At 65.0% G+C, this 13115-nt stretch carries 7 protein-coding genes; all 7 read left to right on the top strand.

From position 1 onward, the window contains the following. Positions 1 to 199 precede the first annotated feature (199 nt). The 7 genes from AC5P9N_RS11910 (at position 200) to AC5P9N_RS11880 (ending at position 13065) form a co-directional block, all read left to right on the top strand. Entirely contained in the window at positions 200 to 1477 is a 1278-nt protein-coding gene (locus tag AC5P9N_RS11910) for a citrate synthase (protein WP_005410870.1), read from the top strand. Between the two features lie 365 nt (positions 1478 to 1842). Then, the gene (locus tag AC5P9N_RS11905; RefSeq protein ID WP_099484110.1) at positions 1843 to 2931 is read left to right on the top strand and encodes a hypothetical protein; all 1089 of its coding nucleotides are present in this window, start codon (positions 1843 to 1845) and stop codon (positions 2929 to 2931) included. Positions 2932 to 3449: 518 nt separating this feature from the next. After that, entirely contained in the window at positions 3450 to 3959 is a 510-nt protein-coding gene (locus AC5P9N_RS11900; RefSeq protein WP_099484111.1) for a CS1 type fimbrial major subunit, read from the top strand. A 50-nt stretch (positions 3960 to 4009) separates the two neighbouring features. Beyond that, on the top strand, positions 4010 to 6736 hold the full coding sequence (locus AC5P9N_RS11895; RefSeq protein WP_060380232.1) for a TcfC E-set like domain-containing protein: 2727 nt from the start codon (positions 4010 to 4012) through the stop codon (positions 6734 to 6736). Continuing rightward, positions 6733 to 7866 (top strand): CblD like pilus biogenesis initiator family protein, encoded by a 1134-nt coding sequence (locus tag AC5P9N_RS11890; RefSeq protein WP_060380231.1) that lies wholly within the window; start codon positions 6733 to 6735, stop codon positions 7864 to 7866. Before AC5P9N_RS11895 ends, AC5P9N_RS11890 begins: the two co-directional genes overlap by 4 nt. 16 nt (positions 7867 to 7882) lie before the next feature. Beyond that, positions 7883 to 8590 carry a pilus assembly protein gene (locus tag AC5P9N_RS11885; protein WP_060380230.1) on the top strand — a complete coding sequence of 236 codons (708 nt, stop codon included), beginning with the start codon at positions 7883 to 7885 and terminating at the stop codon, positions 8588 to 8590. Positions 8591 to 8658: 68 nt separating this feature from the next. Then, positions 8659 to 13065, top strand: a complete 4407-nt coding sequence (locus tag AC5P9N_RS11880; protein ID WP_099484112.1) for an ESPR-type extended signal peptide-containing protein — start codon at positions 8659 to 8661, stop codon at positions 13063 to 13065. The last annotated feature ends 50 nt before the right edge of the window (positions 13066 to 13115 follow it).

Raw genomic sequence — 13115 nt, 5'->3', positions numbered from 1 at the left:
CGTTCGTGTGACAACGCTTTTGCCGATCCGGGCCGCTCAATGGCCGGTGTCTGGCTGCCTGTCGTATACGACTTCTGTCTAGCGCCGGGCAAATGCTGCTGTGCGATAATGACCTGATCCCCGGCACAGGCCGAGGACGTCATTCACGTGCCTGACCAATGCGCTTGGGCAGGCGCCTTCCCATGAAGGAGCGCACACAGTGTCCGATCTTGATCAGGTCACGCTCAACGCCGGCGACAAGTCGGTCGTTCTGCCCGTCATCAAACCCACCCTTGGCAACGACTGCGTCGACATCGCGAAGCTGACCAAGGAAACGGGGTTCTTCACCTACGATTCCGGCTTCACCGCGACGGCCAGCTGCAAGTCCGCCATCACCTACATCGACGGCGACAAGGGCGTGCTGCTGTACCGCGGCTACCCGATCGAACAGCTGTCGGAAAAGTCGAGCTACGTCGAAGTGGCCTACCTGCTGATCAACGGCGAGCGCCCGAGCGCCGAGCAGCTGAAGGCCTTCACCGATGAGCTGACCGCCGAAGCCAACGTCGATGAGTCGATCAACACCCTGATCGGCAGCTTCGCCAAGGATGCCCATCCGATGGCCATCCTGGCCGCTGCAATCGCGCAGCTGTCGGCCATCTACCACGACTCGCTGGACCTGTCCGACGCCGAACAGCGCCGCCAGGCCGCCGTGCGCCTGATCGCCAAGGTGCCGACCCTGTCGGCGCTGATCTACCGCCATGGCAAGGGCCTGCCGGCCAACAAGCCGGACACCTCGCTGGACTACGTCAGCCGCTTCCTGAAGCAGACCTTCGAGTCGGCTGACGGCCAGTACGACCTGAACCCGGACGTGGTGAAGGCGCTGGACCTGCTGTTCATCCTGCACGCCGACCACGAGCAGAACGCCTCGACCTCGACGGTGCGTCTGGTCGGTTCGACCGGTGCCAACCCGTACGCGTCGGTTGCTGCGGGTGTCACCGCGCTGTGGGGTCCGGCCCACGGTGGTGCCAACGAAGCCGTGCTGAAGATGCTGGAAGAAATCGGCAGCGCCGACAACGTCGAGTCCGCCGTGGTCAAGGCCAAGGACAAGACCTCCGGCTTCCGCCTGATGGGCTTCGGCCACCGCGTCTACAAGAACTTCGACCCGCGCGCCAAGGTCATCGGCGAGATGACCAGCAAGGTGCTCAAGCAGCTGGGCGTGCAGGATCCGCTGCTGGACGTGGCCGTGAAGCTGGAACAGGCCGCCCTGCAGGACGAGTACTTCGTCGCCCGCAAGCTGTACCCGAACGTCGATTTCTACAGCGGCATCATCTACAAGGCGCTGCAGATCCCGACCGAAATGTTCACCGTCATGTTCGCCCTGGGCCGTACCTCCGGCTGGGTCTCGCATTGGCTGGAACAGCAGGTTGATCCGGAAATGAAGATCGGCCGTCCGCGCCAGGTCTACACCGGCAGCGACGTGCGCGACTACCAGGGCTGATCGCCCCGCGTAGGTTGTGCCGAGAACGCCCCGCATCCGCGGGGCGTTTTTTTTTGAGCGGACCTGGTGGGTGCGGACCGTTGGTCCGCACGATTTCGGCGCCCGCGAAAAATCATCCACGCACGGCGCGGATCTACCACCGCAACCGCCTTCGGTAGGTGCCAACCTTGGTTGGCACGCTTTCCCATCCACGCATGGCGCGGATCTACCGCCGCACCCGCCTTCGGTAGGTGCCAACCTTGGTTGGCACGCGCTTCATCGTGCCAAGACCGCGTGATTCAAGGGTCTCGCCAGCTTCACAAGCGCTCGCGCAGCCTCAGGACGCCAGCTGCATCCGCAGCACCTGAAATGGAGCGTCCATCCCGATGAGTACCCGATTCGACCCACCCGAGCGCGGACCGCTCGGCCCTGACGTCGCCGCCGTCGTCACCGCCCCGATCGTCGCCCCTCCCAGCGAAAGCGCCGTTTCCTGGGGCGCGATCTTCGCTGGCGCCACCGCTGCCGCTGCACTCTCCCTCATCCTGCTGATCCTCGGTGTTGGCCTCGGCCTGTCGTCGGTGTCGCCATGGTCGTTCGAAGGCGTCAGCAAAGAGACCTTCGGTTGGTCCAGCATCATCTGGCTCACCTTCACCGCATTGGCCGCGTCCGGCCTGGGTGGCTATCTGGCGGGCCGCCTGCGTACCAAGTGGACGCAGATCCATGGCGATGAAACCTATTTCCGCGATACCGCGCATGGCTTCGTGTCGTGGGCCGTCGCCACGCTGCTGACCGCGGGCTTGCTCACATCGGCAATCGGTGGCGTGCTGGGCGCCGGCGCAAAGGTGGCCGGTGCCGCCGCGGGCGTTGCCGCATCCACGGCCGGCGTTGCTGCCGCGGGCGCGGGCAGCACTGCCGCGGCGGCCCCGGAAGGCGACCTCAACTACTGGGTGGATTCATTGTTCCGCAACGCTACCGATGCGGGTCCGGCAGCTGCAGGCGCGCCGCCGGCCCCGGGCGCGCCTGATGCAGCGTCCGGCGTGGCGGCGACAGATCCGGCCCCACCGCCGCTGGCTGCAAGCGTCGGGCCGCGCGATGTGCGCGTAGGCCTGCCGCCGCGCCCGATGCCGGGTAATGGCCCGATGGGTGACCGCCGCGAAGTGCGTGCCGAAGTGAACCGCATCATCGTCAACAGCCTGCAGGGCGATGGCCTGGATCCGGCCGACACCCAGTACCTGGCGCAGCTGATCGCGCGCGAAACCGGCATGAGCCCGGCCGAAGCGCAGGCGCGCGTGACCGATGTGCAGACGCGCATGCGTGCGGCGCTGGAGAAGGCCAGGAACACCGCCAAGCAGGCCGCCGACGATGCCCGAAAGGCGACCGCCTATGCCGCGTTGTGGCTGTTCATCACCCTGCTGATCGGTGCGTTCTTCGCCAGCCTCAGCGCCACCTGGGGCGGCCGCCGCCGCGATCTGTAACCCGCCTTCCACGCAAGGAGACCTGCAATGAAAATGATTCTGCTCTGGTTGTTGGGCGTACCGATTCCGCTGCTGATCCTGTACGCGATCTTCTTCTGATCGTGCGCCAACGCGATGTCTCATCAGGCCGCCGAAGGGCGGCCTGATGCCATCCAGCAGATCCACGCCATGCGTGGATGACCCGCTGTAGAGTCGAGCCGTACTCGACTCACGCGCGCAGCGTGTGTGCTTCGCGCAGTATCGGAAGAGCAGTCGACTAACAGCCGACTCTACAAACCCAAGGCAATGAGGTTTATTGCATTCAAGCAGTGAGGGAGTTTGCATAACCCTCAAACATTGAGCGCCTTCAAGAATCCTCCTTAACCTCCAACGTTTTAGGAATGCTTGAATGGCCTGCATGGCAATGGATTCCTAACATTCTCTCCGTCGCCCGCAACCACCTCTGCGGGCGGCGCCTCCCTCCCTTTCTCCTTAGGGGAGGGGGGCTTTCATATTCCCCCTGTCCGAGAGAGACACCCATGCACGCCATTATCAAGAAGGCCGCGCTCGCTGCAGCGCTGGCCACTGCTTCGCTGTCCGCGCACGCCGTGGAAACCAAGATCTCCGTCTACGCCGACGTCGACCCGACCCTGGCGCTGCTGCGCGATGACGGCACCCCGCTGCCGGACATGGTCACCCTGACCCACGATCCGCTGCGTGGCCTGATTCCGAACACGCAGCGCGTGCGTATCCATTCCAACGATGACAAGGCGGATATCGAAGCGCGTATCGATGGCAGCTTCTTCCTGGCCAACGAGACCGGCACCGTGACCGTGCCGATGACCATCAGCCTGAACAACCGCGCGCTGGGTGCAGCCGCCATCGAGTACAAGGCCGCTGACCTGTTCAACGGTGCGGGCTCGACCCCGGGCGCCTCGATCTCGATGCCGCTGACCATCGTACAGACCACGCCGGCGCCGATCCTCACCAAGGGCGCGTACAGCGGCCTGGTCAACGTCGTGCTGAACCAGAAGGCGGCTACGCCGTAATCCCCCGCGCCGGCCCGCATCCCGGGCCGGCCGCTTGCAGCGGTGCCCCCATGACCCTACACGCCCCCGCCGTCACCCGGCTGGCGGTCGCGCTCGCCCTGGCGTTGTCCACTCCGCTGGCGGCCGCGCGCGGCGTCCCGCCCGGTTTTGAAGATCTGGTCGAAGGCCAGACCGAACAACTCGACATCCAGCTGTTCGGCCGCTCGGCCGGGCTGTCGCCGGTGCGCGTGACCCTGGAGCACGTGCAGCTGGAAGATCCCGCGCGCGTGCTGCAGTCACTGGACCTGCCTGCCGAGGCGCAGGCCGCCCTGCTGCCTGCGCTGTCGCAGCCGCTGCCGCGCAACAGCCATCTGGCCTGCCGCTTCGGTGGTGCCAGCGCCGGCTGCGGCTACATCGATCCGCCGGAAGCTCCCGACGAGGTGCGCGCGCTGTATGACGAAGGCGAGGGCGCGGTGCGCTTGTTCGTGGCGCGCCAGTGGATTCCCGGCAAGCCTGCCGCCGAGCGTTTCCACACGGTCACCGCCAATGCCGAGAACGCGTTCCTGCATCAGCAGACGCTCAACCTCAGTGGTGGCCGTGACTACCAGTCGCTGTCGGCACGCGGCGTCGGCACGCTGGGCCTGTTCGATCGCGGCCACCTGTCGGCCGAGTGGTACTACAACCAGCAGCGCTATCGCAGCCACAGCGACGACGATTTCCAGTTCGACAACGTCTATTACCGCCACGACCTGGGGCCGGCGCACTACCTGCAGGCCGGGCGCATGGACCGCCGCAACCTGTCCAGCCCGCAGGGCGGCACTTTCAGCTTCAGCATGCTGCCGCTGGACCGCTTCCAGGGCGCACGCCTCGGTACCACCCAGGCCTATGTGGACACCGACGCGGCGGTGCAGGCCAGCCCGCTGACCGTGCTGCTGGCGCACGATGCGCGGGTGGACGTGTTCGATGGCGAGCGCCTGCTGCAGACCTTCTACCTGCAGGCCGGCATCAACCAGATCGACACCCGCAATTTCCCGTTCGGCAACTACCTGGTGCGCATGCGCATCTACGAGGACGGTGTGCTGGTGCGCACCGAGGAGGCGCCCTTCGACAAGGGCGGCGACTGGACCAACAGCCAGTGGCAATGGTTCGTGCAGGGTGGCCACCGCAACGAACGCCGCAGCGATGCTTTCGATGGCGAGCGTATCGCGATGGCCGGCGTGCGCGTGCCGTTGGGCCGCGACGCGGCGATGACCGCCGGTGCCGCCACGTTCGGCGGGCACCGCTACGGCGAGCTCCGCCTGGACCTGCGCAGGGTGATGGCCACGCAGGAAGTACGCGCCACCTTCAGCGGCATGCGTGGCAGCGACGGCAGCAACGGGCAGCAGCACCAGCTGTCGTACCGGCGCACGGCGTCGTGGAATCTCTACCAGCAGCGCATGCGTGGCAAGGCCTGCCAGTTCGAGGCCGAGGCGCGCGACCAGTTGGGGTGCACCAATGCGCTCAGTGGCTCGATGTCGCTGCCGCTGGCGGGCGGCAATGTTTACGTGGGCTACACCCGGCGCCAGACCTGGCGCACCGGCTGGCACCGGCCGGCGTTCGAGCAGGATCCGTCGTTCGGGCTTGAGCCGCTGTTGCCGCCGGGGCCGTTGGAACCGCGCCGCGAGCCGTTGCTCAGCCGCACCTGGCAGGCCAGCTTCAGCCGCAGCCATCGCTGGCAGGATTTCAGTGTCTCCACGCGCGTGGGCGTGTGGCGGCAGAACAGCACCGACAGCGTGCGTGGCAGCACCGAGCGCGACCGTGGCATCTACGTCAACCTCAGCCTGAGCCGTCGGCACCGCAGTGCTGCCGGCGATGGACAGCGCCGCTATGCCGTGGATGTGCGCCAGCCGCAGCATCAGCGCCCGGCGATCGACTACAGCATTGGCCAGAGCCTGCGCCAGGAACTGGATACACAGTACCGCGAGCTGTCCGCCGAGCTGCGCGCCAACAACAACGAGCGCTACAGCGCTTCACTGGGTGGCCAGCTGCAGAATGGCATCGGCCACACCAGCGCCAGCGTGGCGCGCTACCAGCAGCGTGGCCGCAGCGAGACCGGCTACAGCGGCGCACACAGTTCCGGCTTCGCGCTCGGCCGTCGCGGCTTCTACTGGAGCGGTGCCAACGGCGCCGATGCCGGCCTCGCCGTGCAGGTGGCCGATACCGATGACGCCGACCTGCGCGGCGTGGCCGCCGAACTGCAGGTGGGCGGGCTGCGCAGGCAACGCCTGCAGATCGGCGAACGCCGATTGCTGCCGCTGCCGGCCTATCAATCGCAACGTGCCGAAGTGCAGGACGCCAGCACGCTGGACAGCGTCGCCGCCATCCGCGTGACCGGTGTGGGCGGTGCACGGCCGATGTTCCTGACGCCCGGCAAGCTGATGCGCATGCCGGTGCCGATCGAAGTGACCTACACCTTCATCGGCCATGCCCGTGACCTGGCCGGTGCGCCGCTGGGCGGTGCCCGCATTCTCAACGCGCCGGTGCCCGGCACCAGCGCCAACGGCGGCTTCGTCGCCGATTTCCCGCGTCGCGAAACGACGCTGTACCTGCTGCAGGACGACCGCCTGCTGCACTGCCCGCTGCAGGTGCGCGAGCGCCGCCAGGTGGTGCTGCTGGTCGGTGCCGTGCATTGCGAGCCGCTGGCCGTGGCCCAGCTGCCGGCCGAGATCCGCCAGCAGGCCCGCGTGACCCGCCTGCTGCAGGAACGCGCGTTGATTGCCGCCACGCCCCGGACCGCTGCTGCAGGAGGTACGCCATGAACCGGCGTTGGATGTTCGTGTTGATGCTGGTGTGTGCGCTGGTGCTGGTGATGCCGCGGGCGTGGGCGCAGTGGCCGCCGGAAACGCATCCGTCCGACCAGAGCCGGGACATCGTAATGAGCTGGGATCGCTCGGCGGTACCCGGTGATGTGGAGTTGTGGGCGCCGCGGACGGTGTTGGGATTCAGTCACGACCTGGCGCTGAAGTATGGGCAGATCCATGTGGTTTGTGAGTCTGCTTCTGACAGTGAATTCGGTCGGTGCCCTCTTGATGGTGAACCGGGAGTGTCACTTGGCAGTAGCAATGTCGATCTGCTGTTCGTGGAGCAGAGGACTGGCCTACGTAGCGAACTTCGGGCGCAGGGATATTTACAGAGAGTCATGTCGGATTGGGTTTGCGCTATCGACTACTGGGACACGCTCAGAAGGCAGTTGAATGCGTCGTTCTGGTACATATGCAGTTCCGGACAGCCAGTTGGTACAGGCGTATATCTGGAAATCCCAGCGACCGAGCTCTCCAGACTCGTCGCAGGCCACTGGAAGGCCACGATGCGCCTGAACATCAAGGCCGACCCCGCCGCAGCACCCGTCGCCACAGCTACCTTCAACTTCGATTTCACCGTCACCGACTACGACGCGATCTCGATCTACTTCCCGACCTTCGACACCGTCGCGCCGCTGGTCAATCTCGATCTGCGCTACGACCCCATCCAGAAGGTCGTGGGTGGCAGGAAACAACTGGACATGTGCCTGTACGACGGCCTGGGTTCGCAGAGCGAGTACCTCGACGTCACGGTTCGCGACAGCGGTCCACGCCCACCTGCGGGATCGGACTTCTCGCTCTGGCACCGCGATGGCGGCAGCGATGCCAGCCAGCGCCTGGACTACCGGGTCCACCTGGACTACGGCGGCCATCGCCTGGCGATGAAGCACAACGTCAAGCAGCAGCTGCGCGGCATCGACAGCGCACAGCTGCGGCTGGTGATGCTGCCGGGCATCAGCCAGCCGGTGTACTGCGTGCCCACGCCGCTGACCCTGGAAACACCGCCCACCCCTATCGCCAGCCAGCGCCCCGGCCTTTACGAGGGCGAGCTGACCGTGGTGCTGGATGTCCCTACTGCCAAACCCTGATCCCGAGGAGCCTGCCATGAAGAAGCTGCTGTTCTGCCTGCTGCCGGTGAGCGCCCTGCTTGCACTGCCGGCACACGCCAACCTTTCCATTCACCCGATGCGCGCAGCGGTGGAAGCCAAGCGCGGCACCCAGATCCGGGTGTACTCGCAGTCGACCATTCCGCAGTACGTGCAGACCCGCCTGCGGCGCATCGTCAATCCCGCCACGCCTGCCGAAGAAGAACAGGAGATGGAGGCCTCGGATGCGGCGATTGCCATCACCCCCGGCAAGTTCGCACTTTCCGGCGGCGGCAACCGCCTGATCCGGGTAATTCCGCTGCAGCAGGTCCAGAAGGAAACAGCCTACCGCCTCTACTTCGAAGGTGTGCGCGGGCCGGATGACGCTCCCCTCGAAGACGGCGAGGGCGCACAGGCAAACATCGGCGTCAGCCTGGTCTGGGGGGCGCTGGTCAACGTCACCCCCGACGACGGTGTGGTGGATCTGCGCCTCCAGGACAACACGCTGCACAACACCGGCACGCTGCGCGTGGGAATCATCGGTGCCGAGGAGTGCACGGCCGCGGGCACCTGCACGCCACACCCCGTATCGCACAGCCTCTACCCCGATGCCGCACTGACGCTGCCGTTCCAGCTTCAGCCGGGCAACTCGCTGCAACTGCGTTACCGGCTCACCCGCGATGGCTATCGCGAACACGTGCGGACGATCGCGCCGACAACGACTTGAGCCCGCACTTTGCCCGCCCCGTGCCCGGCACGGGGCCTCACTTTCCTTGTCCTGTTAAGGAGAAACACATGAATCGAATCTATCGTCGTATCTGGAATCACGCCAAAGGCTGCTGGGAGGTGGCCAGCGAGTTGACCAGGCCCTGTGGCAGGAAATCGAGCCGCGCAGCTGGCGCCGGTGGACTGCTGATGGTCGCGCTGATGTTGGCGGGCGGAGAGGTGCACGCCAAGACCCGTTACTACATTGGGTGCGATCCCTTCAATCTGGGAAATGGCGAGTTTGTCTCCTGTTCGCCCATTACTGGTTCCTATGAGGACTCCACATTTATCGGCTATGCGTTGAGCAGTGGCCGGAATTCGCTTGGCTACGGTGCAGGCGTGAACATGAAGGGCGACAACACCACCGCTTTTGGTATTGGTGCCCGGATCAACGGCCAGAACAGCGCTGCCTTCGGATTCAAGGCAAGCACCTATGCCGTGGATAGCGTGGCGGTAGGCTACAACGCCAGGACCTCCGCTGATGGCGGCCACAACGTGGCCGTTGGTGCCAATGCCTATGCCGCCTACATTGGTGCCACTGCCTTGGGGAACAAAGCAGAGGCCAGGGCACAAAATGCCATCGCACTCGGCAGCGGCTCGTCGTCGCGTGGCGTGGATGCCCTTGCGCTCGGTGCCAACTCCAGCACTTCGGCTGCGGGTTCGATGGCGGTTGGTGCAAATTCGTCTGCCACCCGCACAAATGCAATCGCCCTGGGATTGAGCTCGGTGGCGCAGCAGGAGAATGCGGTGGCCTTGGGTGCAAGTACGTTCTCAAATGGTGTTGACGGAGTGGCGCTTGGAAGCAGAGCGAGGGTAGACACCGGTGCAGGCACAGGTGGTGTTGCCATCGGGGGCGGTGCCCGTGCGGGAAGCCTGGGCTACACCGGTGCCATCGCCATCGGCGGTGAGAGCCGTGCCCTTACGGACGGCGTTGCCCTGGGCTATGCGGCGTCTGCGTCCGCACAGGGCGCCGTAGCCCTGGGCGTCCGCGCGGTGGCCACGGAAGCCAATACGGTGTCGGTAGGCAGCGCCTCGGTGCGCCGTCGCATCGTGAACGTGGCGGACGCCCGCATTACGGCCTCCAGCACCGATGCGGTCACCGGCAAGCAGCTGCATGCCATGAACGAGCGGGTTGACGGCATGATCAAGCAGGATTCCGCAGGTGGCGTCGTACGCATCGCCAACAGCAATACCGGTACGGAAGTCAGCATGCGCAATGCGGTGCTGGCCACGCGCAAGGTAAGTGGCGTGTCCGACGGCGCGCTGACGACGACCAGCACCGACGCTGTGAATGGACGCCAGCTCAACACGACCAATGGCAATGTCACCAAGGCGCAGACCGCTGCGGATGCGGCCAAGGCTGATGCCAGCAAGGCCCTGGCCCAGGTCACCACGGTGACCGGCCTGATCGGCCAGGCTTCGTCCACCAGCAGTGTCCGCTTGGGCGAGAAGAACAGCGGTACCTCGCTGGATATCCGCAACAGTGCCAATGCCAACCGCAAGGTGACCGGTGTGGCCGATGCCACGCTAAGCACCTCCAGCACGGAAGCAGTGACCGGCAGGCAGTTGAACACGACCAATGAGAATGTTGCCAAGGCACAGACCGCTGCGGGAGAGGCCAAAGCTGATGCGAGCAAGGCGCTGACTCAGGTGGTGACGCTGGGCGGCCTGGTGGGGCAGGTGTCGGCAACCGGCAATGTCCGCCTGGGTGAGAAGAACAGCGGAACGGTGCTGGATGTGCGCAATAGCGCCAATGCGAACCGGAAACTGACCGGCGTGGCCGAAGGCGTGGTCAGCGACAGCAGCTTTGAGGCCGTCAACGGCAGGCAGCTCAATGCCACCAATGACAAGGTGGCGGCGGTGGAGAGTGTTGCCAGAACTGCGGGCACAGAGGCGGCGGCGGCAAAGACGGATGCAGCCAAGGCGTTGGTCGAGACCGCAGCGCTTGGCGGGCTGGTGGCACAAGTGTCTACGACTGGCAATGTGCGTCTGGGTGAGAAGAACGGCGGTACGACGTTGGACGTGCGCAACAGCGCCAATGCCAACCGGAGGATCAGTGGTGTGGCGGATGGATTGTTGAACGCCAGCAGCGCTGAAGCAGTGTCTGGGAAACAGCTCTACTCAACCAATTCACGGGTATCAGCTCTAGAGGACGTAAGTCAGTTCGTGAGCATCGGTGCGGCTCCTACCAGCGAACCTGCTGAGGCAGGACCAGTGGGTGTCGCTATAGGTAATTCGGCTAAGACAGGCAACGAGGGTGGGACTGCAGTGGGAACACACTCGAAGTCACTGGGTAGAAATTCGGTGGCCGTTGGACGTGCTTCAACGGTACATGAAGGTTCCGACAATGGCTTTGCCCTTGGGGCGGGCGCTGAGGTCGGTATTTCGGAGGGTGGTGCAAGGGGGGGGGTTGCGATTGGCGCTGGAGCGAAGGTTGGGAAAGGGGCGGATGGATCACTGGCGATCGGTGAAGGCTCGCAAGCGAATGAGGCTGGCGTTGCATCATTTGGAAGCGCAACTGCTTATCGCCGCTTAGTAAACGTTGCTCGAGGTGCTGCCGACCACAATGCCACTACCGTCTCCCAGCTCAAAGACTCCCTCGCTACCCTTGGCGGCGGAGCAGGCATGGATGCCAACGGCAACATCATTGCCCCGACGTACTCGGTGCAGGGCGGAACGCAGAACACCGTGCAGGACGCACTGATGGCGCTCGATGGAGCTGTCACCACCGCAGGCCGCCGTGCGGACAAGGTGGAAGGCCAGCTCAACTCGATCTTCCAGGATTCACCCTCGGCCCGTGGCGATGGCATGGACCAGATCGCACTGAATGGCGCGAACGGCATGGTGTTGACCAATCTGGCTGACGGTCGGGTGGCCCCTGGAAGCCGTGACGCCGTAACGGGAAATCAGCTGTACGCCGCAGAGCAGAAGATCTCGCAGAATCGAAATGATCTGGAGGCGATGCGCAAGGAGCGGGAGATGCGCGAGCGGGCGATGCGTGGATTCGATGCGGGCGGTCCGATCGATTTCGGCGGTGCGCGTTTGACTGGTGTGGCCGACGGCTCGCTCTCCACGGATAGTCGAGATGTAGTTACCGGGCGCCAGTTGTTTAGTGTCAGCGATCGGGTATCGCAGATTGAGGACCAGCACCGCTTCTTCAAGATCGATACAGATCAGCTTAGTGAAGGCGCGTCGGCTGGCTTCCTCGGAGTGGCAATTGGCGACTCTGCCCGAACGGGAGTTGACGGTGGAACAGCCATTGGCTCCTATGCAGCTGCGCTGGGGGTGAATTCGGTGGCTCTTGGACGTGGGTCTTGGGTTTCCGAAGATTCGAGTGGTGGCTTTGCCGTAGGAGCTGGTGCGCAGGTGTGGGAACGCAACGGCATTGCCATTGGGGAGAGCGCTATGGTCCTTAAGGGTGCAGATAGCTCCCTCGCGTTGGGAGTTGGTGCAGTGGCAACTGAGAAAAGTACTGTTTCGTTTGGTAGCGGGAGCATTCAACGCCGCCTCGTAAACATCGCCAACGGCACCGCCAACCACAACGCCGCCACCGTCGGCCAGTTGCGCGGCGCGCTGTCCGCGCTCGGCGGTGAAGTCGATGCCAACGGCAACATCGTCGGCCCCAGCTTCGCCGTGCAGGGCCAGTCCCAGTCCACGCTCAATGGTGCATTGGAAGCGCTCGACGGCGCAGTGGTCAGCAACCGCTCGCGGGTGAACCAGGTCGAGTCGCAGCTGCGCAGCGTGTTCCAGGACACGCCCTCGGTCCGCGCGGACGGTCTCAACCAGCTCACTCTGGCCGGAACCCACGGCATGGTCATTTCCAACGTTGCCAATGGCCTGATCGCGGCCGGCAGCCGCGACGCGGTCAATGGCGGCCAGCTGCACTCGATGCAGCAGCAGCTCAACGGCCGCATGGACGGGCTGGAGCAGCGCATCGATGCGCCGCAGCCGCAGCCGCAGGCAATGGCGGTGGCTTCAGTGCCCGAACCGGAAGCGCCGGTGCCGCAGGCCGAAGGCGGCCAGCAGGTGGCGTCGGTCGGCGAGGGTGAGAAACCTGCACCGCAGCCGAAGACGAAGGAGGACACCCCGAAGCCCCAGGTCGATACCGCTGAACTGGAGAAGATGCTGGCACGCGCCAACGAGTACACCGATGGGGCGATCAGCAATTTCGAACGTCGCCTGGACAAGATGGACAAGCGTTTCAACCGCATGGCGGCGATGAGCAGCGCACAGACCGCGATGGCGATGAACACCGCCGGCCTGGCCACCTACAACCGCCTGGGTGCGGGCGTGGGCTACAGCGAGGGTGAGTCGGCGATGGCGGTGGGCTACCAGCGTGTGCTCAACGAGAAGGGCTCGGCCACCTTCAGCCTCAATGGCGCGTTCACCAACAGCGGTGAACGCAGCATGGGCGTCGGCGTGGGCATCGGCTGGTAAGCCATGCGGCCCCGGCGTGGTGCGCGTAATGAACCCCGCCGCGCCGGGGT

This window comes from Stenotrophomonas sp. YJH_SMC_6, assembly GCF_059371335.1.
The sequence above is the reverse complement of the archived record's forward strand: the minus strand, read 5'-3'. Positions and strand labels throughout refer to the sequence as shown.